Annotated in this window: 29 protein-coding genes and 1 pseudogene; 23 read left to right on the top strand and 7 right to left on the bottom strand. The window is 55.7% G+C overall.

The features are described 5' to 3' along the window. Positions 1-33 precede the first annotated feature (33 nt). On the top strand, positions 34-306 hold the full coding sequence (locus KCR01S_RS23865; protein WP_072277081.1) for a hypothetical protein: 273 nt from the start codon (positions 34-36) through the stop codon (positions 304-306). Positions 307-450: 144 nt separating this feature from the next. Here the strand turns inward: KCR01S_RS23865 and KCR01S_RS04025 are convergent, their stop codons facing one another. After that, positions 451-1,428, bottom strand: coding sequence for an alpha/beta hydrolase (locus tag KCR01S_RS04025; protein ID WP_082767929.1), 978 nt, complete (start codon positions 1,426-1,428; stop codon positions 451-453). A 313-nt stretch (positions 1,429-1,741) separates the two neighbouring features. Between KCR01S_RS04025 and KCR01S_RS04020 the strand changes: the two genes are divergently transcribed. The 5 genes from KCR01S_RS04020 to KCR01S_RS04000 are packed head-to-tail and all read left to right on the top strand — an operon-like array spanning position 1,742 to position 6,420. Beyond that, positions 1,742-2,830: an ABC transporter ATP-binding protein gene (locus KCR01S_RS04020; RefSeq protein ID WP_061279959.1), complete on the top strand. Its 1,089-nt coding sequence runs from the start codon at positions 1,742-1,744 to the stop codon at positions 2,828-2,830. Then, on the top strand, positions 2,823-3,452 hold the full coding sequence (locus KCR01S_RS04015; RefSeq protein ID WP_061280025.1) for an ABC transporter permease: 630 nt from the start codon (positions 2,823-2,825) through the stop codon (positions 3,450-3,452). The genes KCR01S_RS04020 and KCR01S_RS04015 overlap by 8 nt, the downstream gene beginning before the upstream one ends. Next, a complete protein-coding gene (locus KCR01S_RS04010) occupies positions 3,452-4,129 on the top strand; it encodes an ABC transporter permease (protein WP_061279957.1) in 678 nt (225 codons plus the stop codon). Before KCR01S_RS04015 ends, KCR01S_RS04010 begins: the two co-directional genes overlap by 1 nt. Positions 4,130-4,157: 28 nt before the next feature. After that, a complete protein-coding gene (locus KCR01S_RS04005) occupies positions 4,158-5,048 on the top strand; it encodes an ABC transporter substrate-binding protein (protein WP_061279955.1) in 891 nt (296 codons plus the stop codon). Positions 5,049-5,103: 55 nt separating this feature from the next. Next, positions 5,104-6,420, top strand: a complete 1,317-nt coding sequence (locus KCR01S_RS04000) for an LLM class flavin-dependent oxidoreductase (RefSeq protein ID WP_061279953.1) — start codon at positions 5,104-5,106, stop codon at positions 6,418-6,420. Between the two features lie 4 nt (positions 6,421-6,424). Here KCR01S_RS04000 and KCR01S_RS03995 read toward each other — a convergent pair whose 3' ends face one another. Continuing rightward, a complete protein-coding gene (locus KCR01S_RS03995) occupies positions 6,425-7,147 on the bottom strand; it encodes a phosphate/phosphite/phosphonate ABC transporter substrate-binding protein (RefSeq protein ID WP_244886188.1) in 723 nt (240 codons plus the stop codon). 70 nt (positions 7,148-7,217) lie between these two features. Next, positions 7,218-8,189, bottom strand: a complete 972-nt coding sequence (locus KCR01S_RS03990; RefSeq protein WP_061279950.1) for a fatty acid desaturase — start codon at positions 8,187-8,189, stop codon at positions 7,218-7,220. Between the two features lie 179 nt (positions 8,190-8,368). Between KCR01S_RS03990 and KCR01S_RS23860 the strand changes: the two are divergent. Next, a pseudogene (locus tag KCR01S_RS23860) lies at positions 8,369-8,554 on the top strand (LysR family transcriptional regulator); the annotation flags it as partial. A 151-nt stretch (positions 8,555-8,705) separates the two neighbouring features. On the opposite strand, the gene KCR01S_RS03985 reads toward KCR01S_RS23860, so the two are convergent. The 3 genes from KCR01S_RS03985 to KCR01S_RS03975 all read right to left on the bottom strand — a co-directional run bounded on the left by KCR01S_RS03985 (position 8,706) and on the right by KCR01S_RS03975 (position 12,779). Continuing rightward, positions 8,706-10,169, bottom strand: coding sequence for a DUF1254 domain-containing protein (locus tag KCR01S_RS03985; RefSeq protein ID WP_061279948.1), 1,464 nt, complete (start codon positions 10,167-10,169; stop codon positions 8,706-8,708). Between the two features lie 14 nt (positions 10,170-10,183). Then, positions 10,184-11,662, bottom strand: a complete 1,479-nt coding sequence (locus KCR01S_RS03980) for a DUF1254 domain-containing protein (protein ID WP_061279945.1) — start codon at positions 11,660-11,662, stop codon at positions 10,184-10,186. 325 nt (positions 11,663-11,987) lie between these two features. Beyond that, positions 11,988-12,779: a PhzF family phenazine biosynthesis protein gene (locus tag KCR01S_RS03975; RefSeq protein ID WP_061279943.1), complete on the bottom strand. Its 792-nt coding sequence runs from the start codon at positions 12,777-12,779 to the stop codon at positions 11,988-11,990. A 342-nt stretch (positions 12,780-13,121) separates the two neighbouring features. On the opposite strand from KCR01S_RS03975, the gene KCR01S_RS03970 reads away from it, so the two are divergent. Genes KCR01S_RS03970 through KCR01S_RS03960 form a run of 3 tightly spaced genes read left to right on the top strand, consistent with a single transcriptional unit; the run spans position 13,122 to position 15,042 of the window. Beyond that, positions 13,122-13,700 (top strand): TetR/AcrR family transcriptional regulator, encoded by a 579-nt coding sequence (locus KCR01S_RS03970; protein WP_061279940.1) that lies wholly within the window; start codon positions 13,122-13,124, stop codon positions 13,698-13,700. Positions 13,701-13,720: 20 nt separating this feature from the next. After that, positions 13,721-14,527: a winged helix-turn-helix domain-containing protein gene (locus tag KCR01S_RS03965; protein ID WP_061279938.1), complete on the top strand. Its 807-nt coding sequence runs from the start codon at positions 13,721-13,723 to the stop codon at positions 14,525-14,527. Further along, complete coding sequence (locus KCR01S_RS03960) at positions 14,524-15,042, top strand: FidL-like protein (RefSeq protein ID WP_061279936.1); 519 nt, start codon at positions 14,524-14,526, stop codon at positions 15,040-15,042. Before KCR01S_RS03965 ends, KCR01S_RS03960 begins: the two co-directional genes overlap by 4 nt. A 4-nt stretch (positions 15,043-15,046) precedes the next feature. Here the strand turns inward: KCR01S_RS03960 and KCR01S_RS03955 are convergent, their stop codons facing one another. Beyond that, complete coding sequence (locus KCR01S_RS03955; RefSeq protein WP_061280023.1) at positions 15,047-15,466, bottom strand: FosA family fosfomycin resistance glutathione transferase; 420 nt, start codon at positions 15,464-15,466, stop codon at positions 15,047-15,049. Between the two features lie 466 nt (positions 15,467-15,932). Between KCR01S_RS03955 and KCR01S_RS03950 the strand changes: the two genes are divergently transcribed. From KCR01S_RS03950 to KCR01S_RS03890, 13 genes are read left to right on the top strand one after another with little or no spacing between them, the layout of a single operon-like run. Further along, positions 15,933-16,211 (top strand): BMC domain-containing protein, encoded by a 279-nt coding sequence (locus tag KCR01S_RS03950; RefSeq protein ID WP_010634659.1) that lies wholly within the window; start codon positions 15,933-15,935, stop codon positions 16,209-16,211. Positions 16,212-16,227: 16 nt separating this feature from the next. Next, positions 16,228-16,512 carry a BMC domain-containing protein gene (locus KCR01S_RS03945; protein ID WP_061279934.1) on the top strand — a complete coding sequence of 95 codons (285 nt, stop codon included), beginning with the start codon at positions 16,228-16,230 and terminating at the stop codon, positions 16,510-16,512. Positions 16,513-16,527: 15 nt separating this feature from the next. Further along, complete coding sequence (locus KCR01S_RS03940; protein ID WP_015585230.1) at positions 16,528-16,806, top strand: BMC domain-containing protein; 279 nt, start codon at positions 16,528-16,530, stop codon at positions 16,804-16,806. 52 nt (positions 16,807-16,858) lie between these two features. After that, complete coding sequence (locus tag KCR01S_RS03935) at positions 16,859-18,460, top strand: acetaldehyde dehydrogenase (acetylating) (protein ID WP_061279931.1); 1,602 nt, start codon at positions 16,859-16,861, stop codon at positions 18,458-18,460. A gap of 26 nt (positions 18,461-18,486) precedes the next feature. Beyond that, a complete protein-coding gene (locus KCR01S_RS03930; RefSeq protein ID WP_061279929.1) occupies positions 18,487-18,744 on the top strand; it encodes a EutN/CcmL family microcompartment protein in 258 nt (85 codons plus the stop codon). A 15-nt stretch (positions 18,745-18,759) separates the two neighbouring features. Next, positions 18,760-19,917 (top strand): 1-propanol dehydrogenase PduQ, encoded by a 1,158-nt coding sequence (locus tag KCR01S_RS03925; RefSeq protein ID WP_061279927.1) that lies wholly within the window; start codon positions 18,760-18,762, stop codon positions 19,915-19,917. Between the two features lie 23 nt (positions 19,918-19,940). Beyond that, positions 19,941-23,327 (top strand): choline trimethylamine-lyase, encoded by a 3,387-nt coding sequence (cutC, locus tag KCR01S_RS03920; protein WP_061279925.1) that lies wholly within the window; start codon positions 19,941-19,943, stop codon positions 23,325-23,327. Between the two features lie 53 nt (positions 23,328-23,380). Next, entirely contained in the window at positions 23,381-24,328 is a 948-nt protein-coding gene (cutD, locus tag KCR01S_RS03915; RefSeq protein ID WP_061279922.1) for a choline TMA-lyase-activating enzyme, read from the top strand. A gap of 11 nt (positions 24,329-24,339) precedes the next feature. After that, complete coding sequence (locus tag KCR01S_RS03910) at positions 24,340-24,753, top strand: BMC domain-containing protein (protein ID WP_061279918.1); 414 nt, start codon at positions 24,340-24,342, stop codon at positions 24,751-24,753. After that, positions 24,750-25,370, top strand: coding sequence for a phosphate propanoyltransferase (locus KCR01S_RS03905; RefSeq protein ID WP_061279915.1), 621 nt, complete (start codon positions 24,750-24,752; stop codon positions 25,368-25,370). Before KCR01S_RS03910 ends, KCR01S_RS03905 begins: the two co-directional genes overlap by 4 nt. 10 nt (positions 25,371-25,380) lie before the next feature. Beyond that, on the top strand, positions 25,381-26,064 hold the full coding sequence (locus tag KCR01S_RS03900) for a hypothetical protein (RefSeq protein WP_061279913.1): 684 nt from the start codon (positions 25,381-25,383) through the stop codon (positions 26,062-26,064). Positions 26,065-26,084: 20 nt separating this feature from the next. Next, positions 26,085-26,495, top strand: coding sequence for a DMT family transporter (locus KCR01S_RS03895; protein ID WP_061279910.1), 411 nt, complete (start codon positions 26,085-26,087; stop codon positions 26,493-26,495). 17 nt (positions 26,496-26,512) lie between these two features. Next, positions 26,513-26,842: a DMT family transporter gene (locus KCR01S_RS03890; protein ID WP_061279908.1), complete on the top strand. Its 330-nt coding sequence runs from the start codon at positions 26,513-26,515 to the stop codon at positions 26,840-26,842. Positions 26,843-26,898: the final 56 nt, after the last annotated feature.

Below are 26,898 nucleotides of genomic sequence, written 5' to 3'. Positions count from 1 at the left end.
CCTTCGCTTAGACAGCGGACTTAGGAAATCACCGTGAAAATCTACTGGACCTTAAAAAGTATTACCGAACTCAAAGATTTATCTTTTCGGGAGCGCGGAAGACGGTGGCGGAGCGCGTATAAATCGGCCTTCCGGCACTGGCAAACATGGGCCGGTCTCGCCCTCTGCGGGGCTTTCAGCGGCGTGGGAGCACACTTTGGCGGCATAACCGGCACCGTAATATTTGCTGGGCTGGGTGGCTTTATTTACGGCCAAATCGTGACACACGTTGTCCTGAAACATTATCGGCACCGACTGCAGGGCTAAGCCAACTGTTCTTTCAGGCCTGAAGGCTTCCAGTCTCATCAAGCGGCAAGTGACAGGTCTTCGTTCAGCGCGTCTCCACCCGGGATCAGCTCATAGTCAGCCAGCTTTGCCGTACTGGTCTCCCTACGCTGTGGGGGAAAAGACCTATGGAGTAGGTGAGCTATGGGTCAGGAAATGGTCAATCGAGTCGATTACGCCGGGAGCTAAGGGGAGCACTGGTTCAGCGTATGTCGCGATATTCGCCTTTCGATCGTCCGATGTCACCTCTTTCATAACATGGTTCATATTGGGCAATATCACCAGGGATGCTTGAGGATTAGCGGCTTTAAGCAGTCTTGCATCTGTTTCTTCCACCTGGAGATCGCGTTGCCCTTGTAGCACTAGCACGGGTTTGGAAATGGTCGAAATGAGATGGCCTGGATTATATGAAAACGCATCGATCAAAAATCCCTGAACAGCAGGATTAAAGAGAATTTGCAGCGCTGGAGGCATATTCGTAATATCGACCCGCCGCCGATGTTCCAGAGCATCAATTATCGGCAATGCCTGTTTTAATAACATTTCGTTTTCCGGATTAGCTTTAAGTTGCCTCCTCAACATCTCGCCCATCGGCCTCCCGGGTGTTGCGATAAGAACCACGCCGCACACGTCCTCTTCTTGAGCCGAAGCAAGCGCGACCAGGCCTCCTTCGCTATGTCCCAAAATCCAAATACAGGGAGTGTGTAACTGACTTCTAAGTACTTTTATCCAGGAGCGAACGTCGTCAACATAGTCAGAAATCGTCACTGCATTGGCATCCTCTACGGCCATTGCGCTAGAGAACATTCCACGTTTGTCGATACGAAGCGTTGCAAAACCTTTTTCAGCCAGGCCTTCAGCAAGAAGTCGGTAAGGCGATGCATTCACACCAAACGGGTTGTTTCCATCCCGATCGGTCGGCCCGGATCCTGGAACAATAAGAACAACAGCGGTTGGTTTTGAATTTGGAGTGAGTAACGTACCTTTCAAAGAACCTTTTGGCCCGGCGGCATCCAGGACAGTTTCGGAAAAGGTCGCCGGCACTGCCGCCAGACTCACAAATGGGCAAGCGCTCAAAAGGGCAATGGAGGCGGTAATATTCATCGGTGATGTTCCTGTAAAGCTCTGCGTGCCCGCCATTTTATATTATAGATATGACCTGCTCTCCATTGATTTTTTGCGACGATGCTTGTGGGGATGGTGGCGTTTTCAGGTCTGAGCTATTTTTTGCTGTGATATGTTCCCTCTTCTCCCGGGAGAGAGGATGTTATCGACGACCGCACTATTTTTGTATCACCCATTATCAAAATCCAAATACCTGCAATACAAATGCAAATATCATATTTGCGCCCTGTTCATCGCCTCTGTAATTTGTGTTTTATATAAATGCAATAATTTCAGGGCGCTATTGTTTCATATGATAAAACTCGAAAACATAAACAAAACGTACCCTGGTAGTACGCACGCCGCGATCGGAAAATTAAATATCGTTATCAATGAAGGTGAATTCTGCACATTCGTTGGCCCCAGTGGCTGCGGGAAAACCACGATATTACGTATGATTAATCAACTGGATATCCCGGATGCCGGTGCGGTTTATGTTCAGGGAATTAAAATCGCCGATGCCGATATTATTCAGGTGCGCCGAAAAATAGGTTTTGTGATGCAAAGTGCAGCCTTATTCCCGCACCGGACTGTTTCCCAAAATATCGCCACGGTTCCGCGCCTTCTTGGCTGGAATAAAAAGCATATTCAGGCACGGATTGATGAATTGGTTGAGATCATGTCCCTCGACCCGAGCCTGCTTGCACGCTACCCCCACCAGCTTTCTGGCGGGCAGCAAGGACGTGTGGCGATTGCCCGTGCGCTGGCGGCCGATCCTCCTATTCTGTTAATGGATGAACCCTTTGCGGCCATCGACCCGGTCGTGCGAGAAAAGCTCCAGGACGAGCTGTTGCAACTCCAGCAACGCCTGCACAAAACTATCGTGCTCGTCACCCATGACATCAACGAAGCCATTCGCCTGGGCGATAAAATTGCCATCTTTCAGGAAGGGGGTATCCTGGCTCAGTTTGATACGCCCGATAATATCCTCACCCAGCCAGCGAGCGAGTTCGTGGCGCGATTCATCGGGCCTGAGCCCAACTTAAAACGCCTTGCCCGGCTTCAGGTTGGGCAGCTGCCGCGTCACGATGTTCCCCTGGTGGACGAGACGCTAACCCCAATTTTCAGCCAGCACCCGGTGGTTGCCAGCCCGCTGCGGCTGGTGCTGGATAAACAGCAGCGCCCGTTGTACTGGCTCGATCCTGAGCGGCGCACCACTCTGCCCGTTTCACTCACCCTGAAGGCGCTTCACTCCCTGCGTTTCGCATACAGCGCACTTCTGGATGCGCCGGGCGGGGTGCTGGTGCACGTCAACGGCGACGGTCAGTATCAGGGAAGTATTTCCCACGGGCTGCTCCAGCACGTACTGAACGGGCATGTGGATGTTCGCCGCTATGATTGACTGGCAATGGATTGCGGATAATCAGGGCTCGATTGCCGCCCTGCTCTGGCAGCACACGCTGCTGGTGGCGGTATCGCTCTTTTTCGGCACGGTTCTCACCGGGATATTGATTGGCCTGACCCTGCGCTGGCCCGCGTCGGCTCCGGCACTGCTCGGTCTGTGCGGGGTGCTGTTTACCATCCCTTCGCTGGCGCTATTTATTCTGTTGATCCCGTTTACCGGCCTGTCACTCACCACGTCAGCGATCGGCTTGACGCTCTATTCACTGCTGATCCTGCTACGAAACGTGGTCGCCGGGATAGAAAAGCTGCCGTCGGACGTGCTCGAATCCGCCCGCGCGCTGGGCTACACGCGCTGGTACCGGTTTGTTGACGTTGAGCTGCACCTGATTATCCCGTCTTTGTTTGCTGGGCTGCGTATTGCCTCGGTCACGCTGGTCGGGCTGGTCACGGTCACGGCGCTCATTGGTCAGGGCGGTCTTGGGCAACTGCTGCTGTCGGGCTTTAACCAGGATTTCCTTACGCCGATTGTGGTGAGCGTGGTGCTGAGCCTGGTGCTGTCGTTTATTTTTGACTCTCTGATAGCGCGTCTGGGCTATTGGATTACTCCGTGGGCACGCTAATGGACATCTTAACAGCAACCTGGCACTGGTTAATTCAGCCAGACCACTGGCTCAGCGATACGGGGATCCTGCTGCGCTTACGCGAGCATCTCTGGTATGTGCTGGTGAGCATGGTTATCGCCTCGGCCATTGCGTTACCTCTGGGGGTGGCGCTGGGCTACTGGCGCAAAGGGGCTTTCCTGGTCATCAACCTGTTCAACATTGGCCGGGCGATCCCCTCTCTTGGCCTGATTTTATTGTGCATTATTCTGTTTGGTTTCAGTGATGTGCCGGTATTTCTTGCGCTAATCGCCTTGTCTGTCCCGCCGATCCTGACCAATACCTGGGTGGGGATTTACCACGCCGATCGCACCCTTTGCGACGCCGCCACCGCGTTTGGTATGACGCCCGTACAGAGCCTGTGGCAGCTGCGCATCCCGCTGGCGATGCCCTTGATCTTTGCCGGAATACGCACCGCGCTGTTGCAGCTTATCGCCACGGCGGTAGTCGCCGCCTATGCCGGGCTGGGCGGGCTGGGCCGCTTCCTGATTGATGGTCTTGGGCAGCGCGATATACCGCAGGTCATTTCCGGCTCCCTCGTGGTAACGCTGCTGGCACTTGCCTGCGAGGGGATATTTTCACTTATCAACAACGTGTTATTTCAGTCAAAGGCCGCACCCGCAATAACTGAATCATGATAATAACCACCTGCAAAAAAGAGGCACTATGAAGCAATCATTATGGCAAGCGTTTAACCGCCGTGGATTTAAGTTATCCCTTCTGGCGGCAGGATTATTCAGCTTAAGTTTTACCACCCTGGCGGAAACCGTCACCATTGGCGGGGCGAACTTTACCGAAAGCTCAATTCTTGCCAATATTTACGCCAGTGCATTAAAGAAAAATAATATTGATGTTAAAACCCGGCTTAATCTGGGCAACCGCGAAATTATTATTCCGGCCCTGCAAAGCGGCGAAATAGATATTGTCCCGGAATATCTCGGCGCACTGCTGAATTATTATGACACTAAAACCCTGGCGACCACCCAGAGCGACGTCAGTGCCGGGCTTGCAAAAGTGCTGCCGGCAGAATTCACGCTGCTCACCCCCTCTCCCGCCAGTTCGGTCACGGCCTGGGCCGTCCGCGCCGAAACGGCCAAAAAATACGGGTTAAGCAAACTCTCCGATCTGACGCCTGTTGCACACGAGATGGTGATCGGCGGCCCACCGGAATTTCCGGTTCGCGCCCTCGGTTTGCCGGGCTTAAAGCGCGTCTACGGGCTGGAGTTTAAAGAGGTGAAATCCCTCGACATGGGCGGGCCGCTGTCCCGCCTGGCGCTGAACTCCGGAAAAATTGATGTGGCAACGGTGATATCCACCCAGGGATCGCTCGCCAAAGAGGATTGGGTGGTACTGGAAGATGATAAACACGAGCAGCCAAGCCAGAACGTTGTCCCGCTGGTACGCAAAGCGGCGCTGACGCCAAAAATCGACGGCATCCTCAATCAGGTGTCTCACAAGCTGGATAACACCGCCCTGGTCGAGCTGAACAAGCAGGTCGACCTCCAGCACAAAGATCCGGCTGCCGTGGCACAACAATGGGTCAACACCAATCTTTAACGCTTTTCATCATTCAATGGCCAGGGAGCGGCCACAACCTGACGCAGGCCCCACAATGTCGCACAACACCATGATCCTGAACCTGTTCTTTTTCAATCCGCAGGGTGATTATCGGTTCTCATGGCGTCACCCGGACGCACCCGAACACGAGGTTTTCACCCTCAGTTACTACACCGCCCTTGCCCGCAAGGCCGAAGCCGCTACGCTTGACGCCTTGTTCATTGCCGATCATACCGGGATCTGGGACAGCGGCCTTGCCCATTACGCCAATGCCCGCCTTGAACCGCTGACGCTACTCTCGGCGCTGGCAGCCGTAACCGACAATATTGGCCTGATGGCAACCGCTTCAACGTCCTACACCGAACCCTATAACCTGGCGCGCTACTTCGCCTCGCTCGATTTCCTGAGTAACGGACGTGCAAGCTGGAATATTGTGACCTCCTGGCTGGAAGAAGAAGCCGCCAATTTCGGTCTGGATCAGATCCCGCAGCATGGTAATCGTTACCAGCGCGCCGGGGAGTTTATCGATGTGGTCACCCATTTGTGGGACTCATGGGAAGATGGCGCGCTCCTGTTTGATAAACAGCGCGGCCTGTTTGCCGATGCCGACAAAGTGCATCGTCTTAACCATCACGGAGATTTCTTTAAGGTGCGTGGCCCGCTTAATGTGCCACGTCCGCCGCAGGGGCATCCTGTTCTTGTGCAGGCTGGCTCTTCGGACGCCGGTAAACAACTCGCCGCCAGCAGGGCGGATATGCACTTTGTGTTTATCAAGTCCATCGAGCAGGGAAAAGCCTACCGCGAGGAGATGAATCAGCGCCTGAAAGCGCTCGGACGTTCACCTGAAACCTTTAAAATCATCGCCGGGGTGTTGCCGGTGGTGGTGAATTCCGAAGCCGAAAAAGCCGAGCGCCAGCAGCTTAACGCGCAGTTGATGAGCGATCGGATGGCTATCGATCTGCTGTCGGCTTATCTGAAGCTGGATCTGAGCCCTTATCCCTACGATAAACCGCTGCCGCCGCTGCCGGACGAAGCAAACTTCGACGGTATTCGCACCGTGCTGCAACTCATCCGGGATTACGACCCTGCCCTGTCAATTCTCGAGCTGGGTCGTCTGTTGCTGCAAAGCTCCGACAGCTGGCTGGTGATTGGCAGTGCGCAGGAGGTTGCCGACACGCTGGCGGACATCTATCTTTCCGGGGCCGCAGACGGCTTTAACCTGATGTTCCCGCTGCTGCCAGGGGATTTTGACAGCTTCGCTGAACAGGTTGTCCCGATTCTAAAAGCCAAAGGGGTGATGAAAGGCGAATATGCGGCGGGAACGCTGCGGGAAAAACTCGGCCTTCCACTGGCCAGAAATAACTTTGCCTGAAAAGCTACAGCCGGGTGACACCGGCTGTTTGCGCCGCCCTACGCCAGTCCAGTAACGACGAATAAGACTCACGAGACACCTCACTAAACCCGCCAATCAGCAGCGCGGCACAAATTTCCCGGTATTGCGCCGCCGTCACCAGCGTATGCAGTGCCTCACGCAGCGCAGCAAGCGTGTCGGCAGAGGTTTCCCCGGCGGTGATGAGCGGTAATCCAGGCGCCAGCGGGCTGTGGTCGATAATCGCCAGCCCGTCCAGTAACGCGGGTTCATGACGTTGTAATAGCGCCCAGGTTACGCAGTCGATGGCCGCGATATCCCCTTCACCGCGCTTCACATCATGAAGTGACTGACGATGGCTGCCGCTCAGGACAACGCGCGAGAAGAAGCGCCCGTTCATCGCCAGTGGCGTCACCATTTTCATCAGTACGTTGTAACCTGACTGCGAATCGGTGGAATTGCAGACCACCGGTCGGCCGCGAAAATCAGCAAAGGTTTGCTGCTTATCCTCTTCACGCACCACCAGCACGCTGCGGTAATAGATGTTCTCGCAGCCCGGCGCGGTGTAGTGAAAACACCCGACCACCTGAACGTCCAAAAGCTGCGTTACAAGTGGGTAACCGCAGGTCTGGCTCAGGATCAGCTGCGGGTTTTGCCAATGTGCCGCCAGCGCCTCCTGTGGCAACACTGGCGTGAGGCTCCCTACCGGCACGCCACGGGCAACCAGCAGTTTCTACACCGCCAGCCACAGGGCATCGGTGTCGTGGCGGTTAACGGCGTACATCGGGAATGCCAGCGGATCACTCATGACCTTCTCCTTTATAACTCCCCGGATGCACCGTCACATCCACCGGTTTCCCCCAGAAATGGCGTAACCATTCACCGTATCCCTTCACCAGAAAACCGTGGTTGCGCTGCTGATAGGCATCGCGGTTGTGCAGGTAAACGGCCTTCAGCCCATACCAGGGCACACCCGGCAGATCGTGATGTACAGAATGATAGTTAAGATTCAAAAACAGGACCCGCCAGAACAGCCCGGCCTCGTTGATGACCGAACGCGCCAGCGGATCGTCCGCCGCCCGATGCTCAAAAAAAGATCGCACTTTGGTCAGCGCCAGCGCGGGGTAACTCACCGCCAGAACAAACCACAGCGGGGAGAAGCCAAGGTGCGACATCCAGCCAAAAAGCACGGCGAGTAAGGCCCCGTGGATGACCCACATCAGCATGGCGGCAACCTGTACGCGGCGAAACGCGGCCCAGGCGCTGCCCAGCGTCTGCACAATATCTATCAGCGGCGCCAGCAACAGCCGTCCGATAAAGGTGTTACGCAGATGAATCACCCGCTTCTGCCACGGCCGAAACCGCGCCCAACTTTCATCGCTAAAGTAATAAGACTCAGGATCGTCCACCGGGACGGTTAGATGATCATTACGGTGATGCGCCAGATGGGAGTCGCGGTACAGGCCATACGGATACCAGACCGCCAGCGGCAGTGTGCCAAAAAGCTGGTTCAGCCGGGGATATCGGGTGGGATGTCCGTGGATCAACTCATGCTGTAGCGACATGTACCAGGCGGTAAAGCCGATAAGCAGCACGGTGGCGGGATATAACCCCAACGCCTGCCAGTTCACCAGGGTCGCAAACCAGCCGCCATAAATGGCTACCATGATTATCCAGGTCGGGAGTTCGCTGCGCCACAGGATGCTGGTTGAAAGCTGGTGAATATGTTCTCGTTGCTGTTGGTGCAAATAGAGGGAGTTTCGTTTACCCATTCCTTCAGACGCCCTTTCCGCCAGTGAATATAGGGTATGAAGATCCGGGATAACGCCTGAAATAACAAAGAATTTAAATCGCTATGCTTTGCCAGAAAAACAGGGGCTGCGCCGCTGCAACATCGGGTATCCACCAGACGCTATCAGGCGATGCGCGCCCTTTTGCAGCTCACCTGTAAGCAGCCCGGCTGGGCTTCGGGTTAGCCTATGCCCCTGTGGAACGGGTCACAGATGGTTCAGAGCACGGTAAGCTTATCAGAGTGTTGCAGCGTAACAGCCCGCGAATGGAAGGATTGTTTCTCTATTATTCTCATCGCAACATCTCCCCCGCCCTGTGGATAGTCATTGATATATTGAAAATATGAACGTTAACGATGAGCGACTCTTCACCGTGCAGAATTGTGTTGGGGTGTTTTTCTGCTTTTAATTCCTGGGGGGCCGCTGTGAGCGAAAAATCGACGGCCATAAACGTTAGAAAAAAGCCCTCGGTCAGAAACAGAGGGCTACTTGGTTTGCTTATTTTGCAGTTTCAATTTTTGGCGGCTGCCAGGTTCCGTCAATTATCGATTTCTCACCCCAGTATGCGCGAATGTAGAGTGAGAAGGTGCCATCAGGCGCTGGCAGCCAGTTGTTAATTTTGTCTTCCGCAGGACGGGTTTTGCTGACATAAAGCGTCAGAGAACCATCATCGTTAAACTTCAGATTCTTGTTTTTGGTCCCCAATGAATAGCGGTTAAGCTCATTAGGGCTGAACAGATGTTTGCTGTTATACAGCGTCAATGACCAGAAGCCCTTCACCGGCGGCAGTTCACCTTTCGGGAAGGTGACGGTGTAGCTCTTATCACCCGAGAGCTGCGTACCCGCTGCATCATCATCCGTGTAGAAATACTGGGTTTCGTTCGGTTTATTGTCGAACATATTCGATTTTGCCGTACCGGTACGGTTGTAGTAATCGACGCCAAACTCCGCGTTATGCTTCGAACGGTTCCAGCCATTACCCGCCGGAACGCCGTTATTTTTCCATTTGAAGAACTCAGAAATTACCGTTTTGTCGGTTTCAACGGCGGTTTCATCCATCCATTTGCGAATGTCCGGGTTCTTCTTACCGGCTTCAACCAGGTGACGGAACTGAGCATACATCGCCTCTTCACCCGGCAGCGGCGGAACTTTATTCAGCACGTTGGCAAACTGATCGAAGAATTTTTCCGGAATGACCCATTTGGTTTCGCCTGAGCTGGCGTCTGGTTTATCACCAATAGCCGGTATTTTGGAATATTCATAGGATTTCATCTTCCCATCGAACTGGCTAAGCGGATAGGTCATCACCTCTTTGATAGGAGCCTGAATCGCTTTGCGGTCCTCCGGGGTATCGTCCATTTGGATACGCGGGATTATGTTCGCCATTTCGGTAGAGGAGCGAATGACACCGTTAATGCCTTTTGGCGTTTCCCCTTTCCAGTCTGGCCCCACCAGCAGGTAAAAGCCCGGCTTGGTTCCGTAAGGTTTACCGACATTACCAATCTGATTGGTACGGGCATCATAAATGGCATATACCCAGAAACGATCGCCGAAATCAGGTACCTGAATCACGATCGGCCCTTTTTCCAGCTCAAAGAAGCCAAGGCCGTAGGCCACATCCTGGTTTGGGCAGGTCACGAAGGTCTCTTCTGGCTTGATGTAGTCGGTGAGCATACTGAGCTGCCCCATCGGGGCAACCGGCACCATTCCGCCGTTAAGCGCCGGGTAAGGTGCCTTCGTGATAGTTTCACGGCGGTTGAACTGGTTCACCATCGGCCAGCCCCAGATGTAGGCCTGCTGTGCTATTGCCTTGACATATGCTTCAGGCATGGTGACATCGGCTGACGGCTGCGCTAGCTCGTCAAACTTGGTCGGATGCGGGATAGTCAGAGGTGCGCTTTGTGCAAACGCCCCCGCACTTACTGTCAAAGCGGTAAATAAAGCCAGGTATCTCACTTTCATCTTATATCTCGCTATTATTTATTAGTCTGAACCAAATCATCCGGTACCCAGGTCTGGTCATAGAAACCGTCTTCTGTACCATAAAGGCGTAATGCAACGAGGAAATTCCGTCCGGACACCGTTTTAATAAACGCACTGTCCGCCACGCCTTCAGGTTTGTTCGGCCCAAACCACAGATCGATAGAGCCATCCTGATTTTTAGGAATGTTGTAATAACCATTGGTCGAAGGCAGCAGTTGATCGGTTTCAGGCATGGTGCCATCGGTAATGTTATAGGCAGTAACGGCCCAGAACAGCGCGGCCGGTGGGTTTGGCGGTAGGTGCAATTTGTAGGTGTTGCTGCCGTCGAGGAATTTGCCGGTATTGTCTTTCGTGGCGAATGGATATTTGGAACCCGCCCCTGTGGTGTGCATCACCATTGCAGCGGCACTGGAGTATGCAATCTGGAAGAATGCCGCGCGCTGGTTTGCATCCAGCGTACCGTATTGCATCCACTCGGCGGTAGCACCTGCCCATGACGTTTCCCACTGACGATCTTTGTAGTAAAGCTGGCGTTGGTCGTCGCGGCCAACCTGACGACGAGCGAGGATCATGCGCGGCGCCGCTTCAACCGCCTTCTTCAACATCTCCTGCTGTTTAGCGGTAGGTGCGAATGGTTTGCCTTTGACAATCCCGATGCTCAACAATGCGCTGCGGGTTGCGTCAGGGATCGCCGTCAACGGCTCGTAATCCACAAAGTCTTTCACCTTTTTCCAGTAGCTGGCGTCCGTCGGATACATCATATTGACGCGCTTACCGCTGGCATCCGGGAACTGCATCGGCTTGACTTCTTTTTCGACATCCCACAGCGGATAAACGCGCGTGGTCTCGGCATTTTTCACCGCCGGAACCGGATCGGGTTTGCCATCGCCTTTACCCATGATGGTTCGGAAAAAGAGGAATACATTGTAGGTCGATGATTTGAATGCGTAGTAACCCTGCGGTACTGGCCCTTCATAGTCCGGCGGCAGCAACAGATAGAGTCCGCCACGCGCACGGTCCGGTCCAATCGCGCCAACGTCGGTAATCGTTTTTTGGAAGAAGTCGGTAAACATGCCGATAACGTTCGGCGGCGCTTTGATGACCAGCGGGCCCGTTTCTTTAAGATCCAGGTAACTCATCGAATAGATTACGTCACCGTTCGGCGTTGGCACTACCGCACGGCTGTCCATACGCTCTTTCCAGATAGGCAGAACATTATAGCCTTTCCCAAATGCAGCTTCAGAACCATCACGTAAACCAATGGTATTCAGCAGGGGTAACGTTTGAATATATGCCTGGATAGCATCCTGATAATACAATTCGTCGCTGAGCGACTGTGCCTCATCCTGAGCCAACCAGTTGCCGTTATTGAGTTGTTTCATCAATGGCGAAAGGGGGGCATCAGTTGCGTAAATAGGCGGCGAGAATGTCAGTGCCAGCAAGACAGCGGATGCTATGACGTGAACTTTCATAAGACTTTCCTGAATGAGTAGGCGGAAAGGCCAGCGGTATATGTCTTATAAAACCTGAAGCATATCCTCGGCTGGCACTGAATAGGACCAATGCCTTTTAAGGATAGTTAAAGTTACAAAAATGTAATCTTTAGAATTGTTTATTAATAAACTTAGGTAACGAACAGAGATAGCCCCGCCCCGGTAGTCGAGCCAGTCTTATATTTGAAATAACTTCGACTTTTTCTGAAACGCTTTCGTCTGCTGTTGGCACCTAACAGCCCTTCAACACATTAGAAAGTTGGTCTCCCACTTCAACTAGCGCTGAGACCAACCTTTCCCTCACCTACCGCAACAACACTTTGCCAATCAAATAGGTCGTTGCCTGGCCACCAATATGCACCCGTTCGCCCAGCAGCTGGCAGCGGAGATCGCCGCCACGGGCGGAGACCTGCCTCGCCAGCATTTGCGTTTTGTTGAGTTTTTCCGCCCAGTAGGGGATCAGCATGCTGTGCGCCGAACCGGTGACCGGGTCTTCGGCGACGGCCTCTCCTGGGCAGAAGAAGCGGCTAACAAAATCATAGTCTCCTTCACCCGGAGCAGTAATGCAGACCATTTTACCCAGCGGTTGCATGCCGTGGATATCCGGGCTGGCGGCTTCAACCTGCTGCTGAGTCTCCAGCACCACCATATAATCCCGCGCCGCGCGCACCTCTTTATATTGCGTGATGCCCAGCGCCTCCAGCAGTAGAGCCGGTGGCGTAACGGGCTCGGTGCGCCATGCCGGGAAATCGAGCGTTAACCAGTCGCCGCTGCGCGTCACCGCCAGTGGGCCGACAAAGCGGGTGTCGAAGCGAACCGTGGCGTCCGGATAATCGAGGTATTCAAAAATCACGTGGGCGGCGGCAAGGGTCGCATGGCCGCAGAGGTTAATTTCCCCCTGGGTGGTGAACCAACGCAGCTCAAAACCGCTGTCGGTAGTCACAAAAAACGCCGTTTCCGACTGGTTATGCTGCTGCGCCATCTTTAATAATGTCGCATCAGGCAGCCACTCGATGAGCGGGCAGACTGCCGCAGCATTACCACCAAAGGTGTCGGAGGTGAAGGCATCGACCATATAAAAATCAATTTCTTTCATTACTTAAGCCTCTCATTATTCTTATGACTACTCACCCTCTACCATGCCACGACATCACCCAATATCGAATAATTTTCTATTGCATCTGCCCTGTTATAAATAGCAGGTCTCCGCGCCGTTAAAGAACGATGAATCGGTGAGAATTTCGCCCACAACAGGTTATGGATATAAATGTCGCGACTGCGTCATTTTTCATCTCTTCGGCCTGCATTGCCGAAATACTTCAGTACATCCCCCTATTTATACGACAATTTGTGACCCGCCACGCATTAACCATATTCATGATAAGGACATCCTCATGCCTTTGATCGCTATCAAAAATCTACATACCGTCTGGTCGGTATGATTCACCACATGAATACCGAAGTGCAGCACCGCAAAAAAGACCCGGTCCGCTTACACCAGCAGCTGCTGGAGTCAGCGGCGATGATTGCCGGTCGTGATGGTATCGCCGCCCTGTCGCTGAACGCCGTGGCCCGCGAGGCGGGCGTCAGTAAAGGGGGGCTAATCCACCACTTCCCCAATAAGCAGGCGCTGATATTTGCCCTTTTTGCCCGACTGCTGGCAATTATGGAAGAAGCGATCACCGCGCTGATGCAGCAGGACAACGTCAGCTACGGGCGATTTACCCGCGCCTATCTGAACTACCTTGCCGACCTGACGGATACCCATGAAAGCCGTCAGCTGATGGTGCTGTCGCTGGCGATGCCCGACGAACCGGTGCTGCGAAAATGCTGGCGTGACTGGATGCTGGATCACCTGGCGCGCGGCGATGAACTGGATAACAGCCCAATCGGCACGCTGGTGCGCTATACCGCAGACGGTATCTGGCTGTCTGAGTTGACGGAAGGGATAACCATGAACGCGGAACATCGCCGGACGCTGGTTGCCTCTCTTAATAAGATGACGCTTCCCGCGTGAAGCCCACTGCTGAGGCCGCGATGCGCTACAACATCAATGCCCGTTTTATTTACGATGCCACCGACGGCACGCTCACGCTGCCGCAAAGCGATGAGCCGGATAGCCAACTGTCGATCACCGCCAGCGCCCTGCTCAATTATTTTCTGCGCAACACCGGCATCATCAGTCGTGATGAAGTACTGAAAAAAGTCTGGGATGACAATGGATTAACCTCATCCAACAGCAACCTTAACCAGTATCTGAGCATGCTGCGCAAAACCTGTCGCCACTACGGTATCGACAATATTATCGTCACCGTCTCGCGCGGTTATTTGCAGCTTAACCCCGATGTGGTTATCCAGCCGATGGATGAATCCCCTGTCGCGGCACAGGAACCCATTGTCAACGAAGCAGAGCGCGCCGCTTCTGAGCCGCAAGCGCTGGAAGCCGCAACGCCGCCCGCGCAAACGCCGCATGCGCGCGGCATGTGCTGGTACATCGCCGGTGCCTGTTTATTGACCATCGCCCTGCTGCTGGTGGCGTTTAGCCTGGTGGGGAGCGGCGAATCGCGGCCGATCCGCCTGACGCAGATAACGCATAGCCAGTGTGAACTGCTGGCGAGCGATGAAATGCTGCGTTCGGCCAGCGGCTACGGCAAGAATTTCGACAACGTGCGCCAACGGCTAAACGTCGAGTGTAAGCCGGGCGAGCGTTTTTTGTTTTTCTACGGCGACCGGCTCGAGACCAACGGCCTGGGCCGCGTATTTCTCGCCCACTGCGCGATGCACGAAGACAACCCATTTAGCTACTGCGATAACTACTTTTACTACTCCTGGAAGCCGCAATGAGACTTGCCCCGCGTCCCTTCTTCGCCCTTTGTCTGCTGCTGTTTATCGCCGCTGGCGCATTTTGTGCCTGGCGTTTGCTGCCCGCAGAAAATGACGGCGCGATGAGCTGCTCCACCAAAGCCATCATGCGCTTTGAAAACATGAATAAAGAGAACGTGAACGGCAATATCCACTTCACCTTCGGCGGGAACGGCAAAGGGTCGATGGTGGTGGAGGGCTATACCGATTCTGCCGCCGGCTGGCTTTATCTCCAGCGCTACGTCAAATTCACCTACAGCAGCAAACGCATCTCCGCCACCGAGCGCCACTACCGCATCAACAAATGGGAATCCAGCGCCTCGTCGATTGATGAATCACCGGACGTGATTTTCGACTACTTTATGCGCGAGATGTCCGACAGCCACGACGGGCTGTTTTTAAACGCGCAGAAGCTTAACGACAAAGCCATTTTGCTAAGCTCCATCAACTCACCGCTGTGGATTTGTACCCTCAAATCCGGCAGTAAGCTGGAATAACGCCTCACGCATCGTAAAACACCATCCCGGCATAGGGCCGCTGCCGGCAGGCGGCCAGCCGCTGAGCGAGGCTGCCGACGTGCAGTTCGAGCTTATGGCCGTCCGGGTCGAGAAAATAGTACGACTCCCCTTCGCTGCGATTCGCCTTCCACACCACGACCCCGTTTTCCGCAAGCTTGGCGCAGACTTCAGCAAACTGTTCCGCCGCCACGCTGAAGGCGTAGTGGGTATAGTCGCTCTCCTCCGGCGCGGTTATTCGCCGCTGGGCGTCGAGCGACAGGCACAGCCATAACGCGCCGCAGGAAAGATAGGCGCCGCCGTCCCAGCGGGCATGTAACCGCATTCCGGGAAGCTGCTGGTAAAACGCCACGCTCGCCGGCAGATCGCTCACGGCAAGGGTAAGATGATTCAGTCCACTTAGCATTGATTCCCGCTCTTCGATTGAGGTTCCACCTGCGCCGCTGCACGTCGGAGTGTGATCCGCCGCGCGCGGCCATTTTCCTGACTGCCTATGCCGGACAAAAACCGCATCTTTTGCGTTTAGCTCCAGCGGCAAAACTTGCGCCGTCCCACAGTTAGCCTCGCGCCACGTCACCTGATCTTCTTAATTTTTTAGCAACTTAGCAACATTCTTAAACCCTTTGACAAACGGCTAAAAAACCGCCACACGCAACGCCAAATACCCCTCAACAAAACAGCATAAACAGATAAATAGAACGCTAAAAATAGCTAAATGGCAGAGCAATATTCTAATTACATAATCTATTCGGATTTAAATTCCACCTTACTTGCCAGCCTCTATAGTGACCTTCGAACGCCGCTGCCGTGGGTTAACGCCGTGACGCGGACGGTTTTCCGGTAATCACACAACCTGTCCAGAGGAAAGAACCATGGGTGATGCATTAGGGCTTATCGAAACCAAAGGTCTGGTGGCCTGTATTGAAGCCGCGGATGCGATGTGCAAATCCGCCAACGTTGAACTGATTAGCTACGAGAACATCGGCTCCGGCCTCGTCACCGTGATGGTGAAAGGCGACGTCGGTGCGGTGAAAGCGGCGGTCGATTCCGGCGTGGAATCGGCGCAGCGCATCGGGGAAGTGGTGACGTCGCTGGTGATTGCGCGTCCACACAACGACATCAACAAAATCGTCATTAAACACAAGGCGTAAGGCCGGGAGAACGCAAATGGGTGATGCATTAGGTCTGATTGAAACCAAAGGTCTGGTGGCCTGTATTGAAGCCGCGGATGCAATGTGTAAAGCCGCCAACGTTGAGCTTATCGGCTATGAAAACGTCGGCTCCGGCCTTGTCACTGCGATGGTCAAAGGTGACGTCGGCGCGGTAAAAGCAGCGGTCGACTCCGGCGTGGAATCGGCGCAGCGCATCGGCGAAGTGGTCACCTCGCTGGTGATTGCGCGTCCGCATAACGACATCAGCAAGATTATCTCGCACTACAAAATTAGCGAATAAACCGGAGAAAACATGATGAAAGAAGCGCTTGGCTTAATCGAAACCAAAGGCCTGGTGGCCTGTATTGAAGCGGCAGATGCGATGTGCAAAGCCGCCAACGTCGAGCTTATCGGCTATGAAAACGTCGGTTCCGGCCTCGTCACCGCGATGGTCAAAGGCGATGTTGGCGCGGTTAACGCGGCGGTGGACTCCGGCGTGGAAGCGGCAAAACGCATCGGTGAAGTGGTCACTTCTCGCGTAATTGCCCGCCCGCACAACGACATCGAAAAAATTGCGTCGCAGCACAAAGCATGACTGAGCGGGTACGCCCCGTCTGCACTCTTTTAGTCTGATGAAGGATAGACTCATGATTGAACTGGATACCGATTTGCTCTCCCGCCAGAACGCGAGAGAACTGGTGCGTAACGCCAAAAAGGCACAGGCGATAATGGCCACCTTTTCGCAACAGCAAATCGACGCCATCGTGAAGAACGTGGCCCAGGAAGCGGCGCATCACGCCGAGTCGCTGGCGAAAATGGCCGCGGAAGAGACCGGCTTTGGCAACTGGCAGGATAAAGTCCTGAAGAACCGCTTTGCCTCGCTGCGCGTTTACGACGCCATCAAAGATATGAAGACCGTCGGCATCATTCATGACGATCAACAGAATAAAGTGATGGACGTGGGCGTACCGCTGGGCGTGATTTGCGCGCTGGTGCCATCAACCAACCCCACCTCAACGGTGATCTACAAAACGCTGATTGCTCTCAAAGCCGGCAACGCCATTATCTTCTCACCGCATCCGGGCGCACGTCAGTGCAGTTGGAAAGCGATTGAGATCGTCAAACGCGCGGCGGAAGCGGCCGGTGCTCCGGCGGGTATCGTCGATGGCGTCACCGAACTGACGCTCGAAGCCACCTCTGAACTGATGCACAGCAAAGACGTATCGCTGATTCTGGCCACCGGCGGCGAAGGCATGGTGCGCGCAGCGTACGCCTCTGGCACGCCAACCATCAGCGGCGGCCCGGGTAATGGCCCGGCGTTTATCGAACGCAGCGCCGATATCCACCACGCGGTGAAAGATATCATCACCAGCAAAACCTTCGATAATGGAGTGATCTGCGCTTCAGAGCAGTCGATCATCGTCGAACGCTGCATTTACGACGAAGTCCATCGCGAGCTGGAAGCCCAGGGCGCGCACTTTATGAGCGAAGCCGAAGCGGCGAAAATGGCGGCCCTGCTGCTGCGTCCAAACGGCACGATCAATCCGAAAGTGGTGGGTAAAACCGCCCTGTACTTAAGCCAGATGGCGGGCTTTTGCGTCCCGGCCAGCACCCGTGTGCTGATTGCCGAGCAGACCAGCGTTTCACCGAAAAATCCCTACTCTCGCGAAAAGCTGTGCCCGGTACTTGGCCTGTATGTCGAAGAGGACTGGAAAGCCGCCTGCCACCGCGTGGTTGAGCTGCTGACCAACGAAGGCCTTGGCCATACGCTGGTCATTCATACCCGCAATCAGGACGTGATCCGCCAGTTCTGCCTTGAAAAACCGGTGAACCGCATTCTGATCAATACGCCCGCGGCCCTCGGTGGCATCGGCGCGACCACCAATATCACCCCGGCGCTAACGCTCGGCTGTGGTGCGGTTGGCGGCGGTTCCAGCTCCGATAACGTCGGTCCGATGAATCTGCTGAACATCCGCAAAGTGGGCTATGGCGTGCGCTCCATCGATGAGCTGCGCGCACCGGGCACACGCGTGGAGCCACAGCCAACCATCGTCGCGTCCGCCCCTGTTGCCGATCCGCGCCGCAGCATTCTTGACGACGCCCGTTTCGCCTCCCCCGCTCCGGTGAGCCACGCAAGCCACGCCGATGACCGCTTTGCGGCAGCCACCGTGGCAAACGTTGAAGGCGAGATCAGCGAACAGAACGTGGAGCGCGTCATCCGCCAGGTGCTGGAACGCCTTGGTAAGTAACACATTGATATAAGGCGATATAAACAATGATTCTCGCAAAGGTAGTCGGACATGTGGTGGCCACGCAGAAGTGCGATGAGCTCCGTGGCAGCAATCTGCTGCTGATCTGCAAATTAGATGACCAACAGCAGCCGATGCAAAACCAGACCTGGGTCGCCATCGATAGCGTGGGCGCCGGTATGCACGACATCGTGCTCGCCGAAGAGTACCTGGCGCTGAACAAAGACCGCTATCGGGCCATGTCGGTGGTTGCCATTGTCGAGAACGTGTTTCGAGACGCTTAAGGAGTCAATAACCCAATGAGTGAATTTTTGCTGAAACCCCGGATCCGCTTTGGCCAGGACGCGCTGGCGGCGCTGGCCGAAGTGCCCGCCCATAGCGTACTGCTGGTGACCGATCAGGCGATGGTTAAATTTGGCCTCGCCGAGCGCGTGATAACCATCCTGCGCCAGCGCAATGTCCCGTTCCAGATTTGGGACGATGTGGTCGCTGACCCGGATATTACCACCGTGGTGCGCGGGATGAAGCTGATGGATAGCCACTATCCGGATCTGGTTATCGCGCTGGGCGGTGGTTCGGTGATTGATGCAGCCAAAGCGGTTATTTTCGCCCTGGCGCAAACTCGTCCGGACACCCGCCGCGAACGCCCGTGCTTCGTGGCTATTCCGACCACCAGCGGCACCGGATCCGAAGTCACCAGCTTCTCCGTGGTGAAAGCCCACGCCGAGAAACTGGTGCTGGTTGACCCGTCGCTGCTGCCGGATATCGCCATTTTGGATCCAACGCTTGTGGCCTCGGTGCCACCGGCTATCACCGCCGACACCGGAATGGACGTGCTGTGCCACGCGCTGGAAGCCTACGTTTCCCGCGCCGCCAGCGACTTTTCCGATGCGCTGGCGGAGAAAGTGGTGCAGCAGGTGTTCCGCTATCTGCCGGCCTGCTGGCGCAACGGCCAGGATCTGCAGGCGCGCGAAAAAATGCACAACGCCTCCTGCATGGCGGGCATGGCATTCACCAACGCCTCACTGGGTATCACCCACAGTCTGGCCCACGCCCTCGGCGGCGTATTCCGCGTGCCACACGGCCGCGCCAACGCCCTGCTAATGGCCGATGTGGTGACATGGAACGCTGATTTCAGCGGACAGTGCGATACCGCCGCCGCCCATAAATATGCCCGTCTGGCTCATCTGTTGGATTTGCCGGCGCATACCACTCGCGAAGGCGTAGCCGGCCTGCTCGTCGCCATTACGGCGCTGAAAGATGAAATGAACATGCCTGCGGGAATTGCCGACACCGGCGTTGACGCCATCGAGTTTGACCGCCGATTAGCCGAGATGGTGGCTCAGGCGCTGCGCGACGGCTGCACCCCGACCAACCCGCGCGCGCCGGACGCGCAGGCATTAACCGAACTTTATCGCCAGGCATGGAGCGGCAGCGCCGTTCACCGCCACGGATAACAAGAACTGGAGAAACCTTACCTATGGCACACTACAGCTTAACGCCGCGCGTCAAAGTGCTGGCTGATCGTTTACAGGCACACGCCAGCACGCTGTGCACCGAGCACGCAACGGTTCTGCATTCACTGGATGGCGATATTGCCGGCATTCCGGCCGCCGTCAAACCGGCGCGCCGCTTCTACGAACTGATGCGTCAGCTCCCCCTGACCATCAGCGCCGATGAACTGATTGTCGGCAACCAGACCCGCAAACCGCACGGCGCGATTTTCCACGACGAAAGCGCGGGCCAGCGCCCTTGCGCCTTCCAGTTCCTCAATCTCAACAGCGCTATCGATTCACCGGACTACAAGCTGGTGGTGGAAAAAGGCGTGCTGGCGATTAAACACCAGTTGGAAGAGAAAACCCGTTCCCTGGGCAGCGCGGTTAGCCGCAGCGGCATGGATGAAGTTAACGGCTGTCGCGCGGCCATTTACGCCTGCGACGCGCTGATGGCGCTGGCGCAGAATCTGGCCACCAGCGCCGAGACGCTTGCCGCCGCCGAAACCAACGCGTTCCGCAAAGCCGAACTGTTAGAAAGCGCGGCTATTTTGCACCACGTTCCGGCACACCCGGCGCGCAGCTTTAAAGAGGCCTGCCAGGCGTTTTATCTGTTCCAGCTAGCGCTTCAGCTCGATAACGGCAGCTACGCCGTCAACCCGGAAGGCGCCGACAAAGCGCTGCTGCCGTACTACCAGCATGACGTCGCCAACGGCACCTTAAACGAGGCCCAGGCGTATGAAATCGTCGAATGCCTGTGGTTCAAGCTGGCCGAACTGAGCGAAGTACGCGCCGCCAGCGCCATCGACGGCTATCCGATGTTCGATGCCTTGCTGCACGGTGCAAGCCTTGAAAAAGCCAATATTAATGCCCTGTCAGCGATGTTCCTCAGCGCCCAGCAAAACCTGAGCGCCCTGCATCTGCCGGTGCGTCTGTTCAAAGGCGTACAGGCCGTTTCCAGCGCACCGTTTGCTGCCACCAGCGCTACCACCACGGCGGAAGGCTTAACCCCGCGCATGCAGCGCCTGCGTAACCACTATCTGACCGTGCGCCCAAGCGTGTCAATTTACCGCGCGCTGGCGTTTACCGAAGTGGTCAAGGCCAACCCGGGCATGCCAACCATTCTGCTGCGCGCCAAAGCGTTCCGTCACGCCTGCGAAACCGCGCCGATTCTGATTCAGGACGATGAGCTGATCGTCGGCCATCCGTGCGGTAAACCGCGCGCCGGTGCCTTCTCGCCGGATATCGCCTGGCGCTGGGTACGCGACGAACTCGACACCATGAGCACGCGTCCGCAGGATCCGTTTGAAATCAGCGAAGAAGACAAGAAAACCATCCGCGAAGAGATCGTGCCGTTCTGGGAAGGCCGTTCGCTGGATGAGATTTGCGAAGCCCAGTACCGCGAAGCGGGCGTGTGGGCATTCAGCGGCGAAACCTTCGTCAGCGACCTCTCCTACCACCAGATCAACGGCGGCGGCGATACCTGCCCAGGCTACGACGTGCTGCTGTTCACCAAAGGGATGAACGGGATCAAAGCCGATGCCGAAGCGCACCTTGCTAATCTGAGCATGGAAAATCCGGAAGATATCGACCGCATTTACTACTACAAAGCGGCGATTGAAACCTGTGAAGGGGTGATTAACTACGCCCACCGCATCGCGGCACATGCCCGTGAACTGGCGGCCGTTGAGCAAAACGCCCAGCGTCGCGCCGAACTGCTGACCATCGCGGAAGTGAACCAAAACGTCCCGGCCAATCCGCCGAAGACCTTGCAGGAAGCGCTGCAAAGCATCTGGACCGTGGAATCGCTGTTTGAAATTGAAGAGAACCAGACCGGCCTGTCGCTGGGTCGCGTTGACCAGTACTGCTACCCAATGTTCGAAGCCGATATCCGCGAAGGCCGCCTGACCCACGACAGCGCGCTGGAGATGATGCAGGCCTTTATCATCAAATGCGCCGAACTGATGTGGATGTCCAGCGAGCTGGGGGCGAAATATTTCGCTGGCTACCAGCCGTTTATCAACCTGACCGTAGGTGGACAAAAGCGTTCCGGCGGCGATGCCTGTAACGATTTGACCTATCTGATTATGGATGCCGTGCGCTTTGTGAAGGTCTACCAGCCGTCGCTGGCCTGCCGTATCCACAACCAGTCGCCGCAGAAGTACATGGAAAAAATCGTCGACGTGGTAAAAGCGGGTATGGGCTTCCCGGCCTGTCACTTCGATGACTCGCATATCAAGATGATGCTGCGCAAAGGTTTTGATTTCGAAGATGCGCGCGACTACTGCCTGATGGGCTGCGTTGAGCCACAGAAATCTGGCCGTATCTATCAGTGGACCTCCACCGGCTACACCCAGTGGCCAATCGCCATCGAGTTCGTGCTAAACCGCGGCCGGATGGTGCTGTTCGATAGCTATCAGGGGCTGGATACCGGCGACCTGCGCGACCTGCACACCTTCGAGCAGTTCGATGCGGCGGTGAAACAGCAAATTGCCCATATTGTGCGCCTGTCGGCGATCGGTACGGTCATCAGCCAGCGCGTTCACCGCGATGTGGCGCCAAAACCGCTGATGTCGCTGCTGGTGGAAGGCTGCATGGAGAAAGGCAAAGATGTCGCAGCCGGCGGTGCGATGGTCAACCACGGACCGGGGCTGATCTTCTCCGGCCTTGCAACCTACGTCGACTCACTCGCCGCCATTCGCAAACTGGTGTACGAGGATAAAAAATATACCCTCGAGCAGATGCGCGACGCGATGCTGGCCAACTTTGAAGGTTATGAAGGCCTGCGCCGCGACTGCCTGAACGCGCCGAAGTACGGCAACGATGATAACTACGTAGACCAATATGCGCTGGATATCACCGAGTGGACCGAGCGCGAGTGCCGCAAATACAAAATGCTCTACTCCACCCTGAGCCACGGCACCCTGTCTATTTCCAACAACACGCCGATCGGCGAGCTGACCAACGCCACGCCAAACGGCCGTCTGGCGTGGATGCCACTCTCCGACGGGATCAGCCCAACTCAGGGCGCGGATAAACAAGGTCCAACGGCAATCATCAAGTCGGTCAGCAAGATGAACGTCGAAACCATGAACATCGGCATGGTGCACAACTTCAAGTTCCTGCAGGGCTTGCTCGATACCCCAGAAGGTCGCTATGGCCTGATTACGCTGCTGCGCACCGCGTCGATTCTCGGCAACGGCCAGATGCAGTTCAGCTACGTCGATAACGAAGTGCTGAAAAAAGCGCAGCAGGAGCCGGAAAAATACCGCGATCTGATCGTCCGCGTGGCGGGCTACAGCGCCTACTTCGTGGAACTGTGCAAAGAAGTTCAGGACGAGATCATCAGCCGTACGGTGATTGAGAAGTTCTGATAGACGCAACGCGATGGGACAGGGATGTCCGACGTTTTCAGGAGACAAGCGTGATGGGCAAGACTCAAGAATTAACCGGTCGAATTTTTAATATTCAGAAGTATTCAATCTATGACGGTGATGGCATTCGCACGCTGGTGTTTTTCAAGGGCTGCAATATTCGCTGCCCGTGGTGCGCTAACCCGGAAGGGCTGAGCAGCCAGTTTCAGGTGATGTTCTCGCAGGACAAATGCATCAACTGCGGTGATTGCGTCAACGTCTGTCCGGCGGGAATTCACTACCGCGTGGAAGAAAACGGCGAGATGAAGCACTTCGTCAACCGCAACAAAGACTGCATCGGCTGCCGCAAGTGTGAAGAGATTTGTACCCAAAACGCGCTGGATATTATGGGCAAAGACGTCACCGTCAGCGAGCTGATGGACATCATCATGCAGGATTACGATTTCTACATCTCCTCCGGCGGCGGCGTGACCATCGGCGGCGGCGAGATGAGCCTACAAACCGATTTTGCCGTCGCCCTGTTCAGCGAATGCAAAAAGATGATGCTCAACACCGCCGTCGAAACCCAAGGAACCACCCCGCTGGCGAACTATCAGAAGCTGGCGCCGGTTACCGATACTTTCTTATTTGATATCAAGCAGATCGACAGCGACCACCATAAAACGCTGTTCGGCATTGGTAACGAAGGCGTTCGCCGCAACCTCGAGTGGCTGGTGGACTCAGGCGCTAACGTGATTGTGCGTATGCCGCTGGTACGCGGCTATAACGATTCGTGGGAAGCCATCACCGGGGCGATTGACTATGTTCAGAAGCTAGCGAAACGCGGCAACGTTCGCCGCATCGATATGCTGCCGTACCACCAGCTCGGGCGCAAAAAGTATGAACGCCTCGAGATGCCCTACCCGATCTTAAAGGATCCGACCTACAGCGTCGAAGAGCTGGACAAACTGGAGACATTTTTCGCCCAGTTTGATTTTGATATTCGCTTAGTGCGTCATTAAAGGAGCCGATAATGAAAAGTTTAGGCGTTATTGAAACGCGAGGATTAGTTGCCGCCATTCAGGCCGTCGACGCGGCCTGTAAAGCCGCAGGCGTTACCTGCATCGGCTATCGTAAGGTCGGTTCAGGGTTGGTGAGCGTCTGTTTTGAAGGCGAGATCAGCGCGATTCACACCGCCATTGAACGCGGCGTTGCGGTGGCTTCCGCCAGCGATACGCAGGTGCATTCGCTGGTCATTGCCCGGCCGGAGAATTGCGTCGTCGAGGCGCTTAGCAATCTGAAAGGTCACCCGCCGCGGGCCAATGCCGCAGTGGCGGCAAAAGCGGAGGAGGAAGCACCTGCCGCTCCGGTTGCCATCCCAGAGGAGAAAGCCCCCGTTCCCGCTTCAGCTCCAACCGCTAACGATAAGAAAGGGAAAAAGGCATGATTGACGCCCTGCTACAGGAGAAAATCAGCGCCCGACTGAGCGAAACCGCGCAGGGGATCCCGGTTGGGATCTCTAACCGCCACGTCCATCTTTCGCAGCAGGACGTTGAGGCGCTGTTTGGCAAAGGCTATGCGCTGACGCCCTTTAAGCCGCTGCGCCAACCGGGCCAATTCGCCGCCGAAGAGTGCGTCACCATCGTCGGCCCGAAAGGTTCGCTGACCAACGTGCGCGTGCTCGGCCCAACGCGTCCCGTTAGCCAACTGGAAGTGTCGCGCGCCGACTGTTTCGCGCTGGGCATAAAAGCCCCGGTGCGCGAATCCGGCCAGTTGGACGGTGCGGGAAGCGCGCTGCTGGTTGGCCCGAAAGGTCACGTCGAACTGCACTCGCAGGTTATCTGCGCCTGGCGGCACATTCATATGTCACCAGCGGATGCCAGACGCTTAAACGTCAGCAACGGGCAGAAGGTCAGCGTGCGCAGCAATGGCGAACGTCAGTTAACCTTTGATGAGGTGGTGGTCCGGGTACGCGATGATTTCGCGCTGGAATTCCACATCGATACCGAAGAAGCCAATGCCGCCGGATTGAAGAACGGCGTACAGGTAGCGCTGGTTCGCTAAGGAGGCCGTCATGACCGAGCAACAGATAGATCGTCTGGTCGCCCAAGTTCTCCAGCGCATTCAGCCGCCGGTGCTGGTGCTGGTGACTGCGGCCTGCGGCTATCGCGAGGAAATTCGTCAGCGGCTAGCGGGCTGCGGCGAACGGCTGCATCTGGCGCTGGACGGCGAGATGGATGACGCACAGCGCTGGCAGGAAATCGGTCAGTTCCTGCCCGCCGCCGCCTGGCAACAGGCGCGGCCCGGCGTGGCGTACAAAGCGCTATTGGTGCCGTTTCTCGACTACCCGCTGGCGGCAGATGTGGTCAGCGGACGGTTAGCGTCTCCGGCCGCGCGTCGGCTGCATGAGGCGCTGCTGACGGGGATTCCCGTGCTGGCCTTGAGCTATCACTGTAACCCTCACAGCGAGCTCAATCAGCTGCGTGGCTCGGCCGCCGACAGCGCCTATGCTGCGCACATTGAGGCAACCCTCAACCGGCTGGCGGCGTGCGGTGTGAACCTGTGTACGATGAACGAATTACTGGCAAAACTGGCTACCGGAGAAAGTACACCGGCCGCAAGCGCCACGGCGCGTCGTTATCTGACTGTCACAGATATCGTCAATAATCCTGCGTTGGCCGGGACGCCCAATGCCGTAATGACCGATGCCGCCGCTGATTTTATAAAAGCACAGAGAAAAAATACCTTACCTCGATAATAAACCCTGGAGTTTAGATTATGTCTTCGAAAACAAAATGCTGGCTATGGATGCTGCTGGTTATCGTGTCGGAAACCTCAGCTACCTCAACGCTTAAGATGTTTGATACCAGCGAGGGGACAACCAAAACCCTGCTGCTGGCGCTGATCGTCGTGCTGTACTGCGTGTGCTATTACTCGTTGTCGCGCGCGGTGAAAGATATTCCGGTTGGGCTGGCCTACGCCACGTGGTCCGGTACCGGTATTCTGGTGGTATCCACCCTCGGGATGGCGTTCTACGGCCAGCACCCGGATACGGCGGCCATCATCGGAATGGCGATTATCGCCAGCGGCATTGTGATCATGAACCTGTTCTCGAAGATGGGTCATGAAGAGGCGGAAGAGACGCCGCCGACGCCGGTTTCTACCCTCGATAAAAACGTTGCCAACTAATAGAAAAGGAATGACCTATGTTTAATCTCGGATTTTTATGGCTGGCACTGTCTATCGGTTCCGAAATCACCGGTACGTCGATGATCAAAAAGACCAACGGTTTTAGCAAACTGGCGCCATCGGTACTGGTGGTCTGCGCCTACGCGCTGTGCTACTTCGCGCTGACCCGTGCCATGAGTACCATTCCGGTGGGCGTCGCCTACTCGCTGTGGTGTGGCTTTGGTATCGTCGGGGTGACCATTTGCTCGATGATCCTCTATAAGCAAAAGCCTGACCTGCCCGCTATCTTCGCTATGCTACTGATTATCAGCGGCGGGATTATCATGAACGTCTTCTCCGGCATGTAAGTCTCTACGGACCTTCCGCTACGGCGGAGGGTCCACTTCCAGACAATATTCTGTTC

This window comes from Kluyvera cryocrescens NBRC 102467 (assembly GCF_001571285.1).
GTDB lineage: Bacteria > Pseudomonadota > Gammaproteobacteria > Enterobacterales > Enterobacteriaceae > Kluyvera > Kluyvera cryocrescens.
The sequence above is the reverse complement of the archived record's forward strand: the minus strand, read 5'-3'. Positions and strand labels throughout refer to the sequence as shown.

What these genes read in the sequence shown, in the direction of transcription:
- KCR01S_RS04015 (WP_061280025.1), top strand. Translation starts at nt 2,823, where the DNA reads ATGATTGACTGGCAATGGATTGCGGATAATCAGGGCTCGATTGCCGCC.
- KCR01S_RS03975 (WP_061279943.1), bottom strand. Translation starts at nt 12,779, where the DNA reads ATGAAAGAAATTGATTTTTATATGGTCGATGCCTTCACCTCCGACACC.
- KCR01S_RS03955 (WP_061280023.1), bottom strand. Translation starts at nt 15,466, where the DNA reads ATGCTAAGTGGACTGAATCATCTTACCCTTGCCGTGAGCGATCTGCCG.
- KCR01S_RS03910 (WP_061279918.1), top strand. Translation starts at nt 24,340, where the DNA reads ATGAAAAGTTTAGGCGTTATTGAAACGCGAGGATTAGTTGCCGCCATT.
- KCR01S_RS03960 (WP_061279936.1), top strand. Translation starts at nt 14,524, where the DNA reads ATGAGACTTGCCCCGCGTCCCTTCTTCGCCCTTTGTCTGCTGCTGTTT.
- KCR01S_RS03890 (WP_061279908.1), top strand. Translation starts at nt 26,513, where the DNA reads ATGTTTAATCTCGGATTTTTATGGCTGGCACTGTCTATCGGTTCCGAA.
- KCR01S_RS04025 (WP_082767929.1), bottom strand. Translation starts at nt 1,428, where the DNA reads ATGAATATTACCGCCTCCATTGCCCTTTTGAGCGCTTGCCCATTTGTG.
- KCR01S_RS04010 (WP_061279957.1), top strand. Translation starts at nt 3,452, where the DNA reads ATGGACATCTTAACAGCAACCTGGCACTGGTTAATTCAGCCAGACCAC.
- KCR01S_RS03965 (WP_061279938.1), top strand. Translation starts at nt 13,721, where the DNA reads ATGCGCTACAACATCAATGCCCGTTTTATTTACGATGCCACCGACGGC.
- cutC (WP_061279925.1), top strand. Translation starts at nt 19,941, where the DNA reads ATGGCACACTACAGCTTAACGCCGCGCGTCAAAGTGCTGGCTGATCGT.
- KCR01S_RS03930 (WP_061279929.1), top strand. Translation starts at nt 18,487, where the DNA reads ATGATTCTCGCAAAGGTAGTCGGACATGTGGTGGCCACGCAGAAGTGC.
- cutD (WP_061279922.1), top strand. Translation starts at nt 23,381, where the DNA reads ATGGGCAAGACTCAAGAATTAACCGGTCGAATTTTTAATATTCAGAAG.
- KCR01S_RS03925 (WP_061279927.1), top strand. Translation starts at nt 18,760, where the DNA reads ATGAGTGAATTTTTGCTGAAACCCCGGATCCGCTTTGGCCAGGACGCG.
- KCR01S_RS04020 (WP_061279959.1), top strand. Translation starts at nt 1,742, where the DNA reads ATGATAAAACTCGAAAACATAAACAAAACGTACCCTGGTAGTACGCAC.
- KCR01S_RS04000 (WP_061279953.1), top strand. Translation starts at nt 5,104, where the DNA reads ATGTCGCACAACACCATGATCCTGAACCTGTTCTTTTTCAATCCGCAG.
- KCR01S_RS03980 (WP_061279945.1), bottom strand. Translation starts at nt 11,662, where the DNA reads ATGAAAGTTCACGTCATAGCATCCGCTGTCTTGCTGGCACTGACATTC.
- KCR01S_RS03985 (WP_061279948.1), bottom strand. Translation starts at nt 10,169, where the DNA reads ATGAAAGTGAGATACCTGGCTTTATTTACCGCTTTGACAGTAAGTGCG.
- KCR01S_RS03945 (WP_061279934.1), top strand. Translation starts at nt 16,228, where the DNA reads ATGGGTGATGCATTAGGTCTGATTGAAACCAAAGGTCTGGTGGCCTGT.
- KCR01S_RS03900 (WP_061279913.1), top strand. Translation starts at nt 25,381, where the DNA reads ATGACCGAGCAACAGATAGATCGTCTGGTCGCCCAAGTTCTCCAGCGC.
- KCR01S_RS03940 (WP_015585230.1), top strand. Translation starts at nt 16,528, where the DNA reads ATGAAAGAAGCGCTTGGCTTAATCGAAACCAAAGGCCTGGTGGCCTGT.
- KCR01S_RS03990 (WP_061279950.1), bottom strand. Translation starts at nt 8,189, where the DNA reads ATGGGTAAACGAAACTCCCTCTATTTGCACCAACAGCAACGAGAACAT.
- KCR01S_RS03970 (WP_061279940.1), top strand. Translation starts at nt 13,122, where the DNA reads ATGATTCACCACATGAATACCGAAGTGCAGCACCGCAAAAAAGACCCG.
- KCR01S_RS04005 (WP_061279955.1), top strand. Translation starts at nt 4,158, where the DNA reads ATGAAGCAATCATTATGGCAAGCGTTTAACCGCCGTGGATTTAAGTTA.
- KCR01S_RS03895 (WP_061279910.1), top strand. Translation starts at nt 26,085, where the DNA reads ATGTCTTCGAAAACAAAATGCTGGCTATGGATGCTGCTGGTTATCGTG.
- KCR01S_RS03905 (WP_061279915.1), top strand. Translation starts at nt 24,750, where the DNA reads ATGATTGACGCCCTGCTACAGGAGAAAATCAGCGCCCGACTGAGCGAA.
- KCR01S_RS03950 (WP_010634659.1), top strand. Translation starts at nt 15,933, where the DNA reads ATGGGTGATGCATTAGGGCTTATCGAAACCAAAGGTCTGGTGGCCTGT.
- KCR01S_RS03935 (WP_061279931.1), top strand. Translation starts at nt 16,859, where the DNA reads ATGATTGAACTGGATACCGATTTGCTCTCCCGCCAGAACGCGAGAGAA.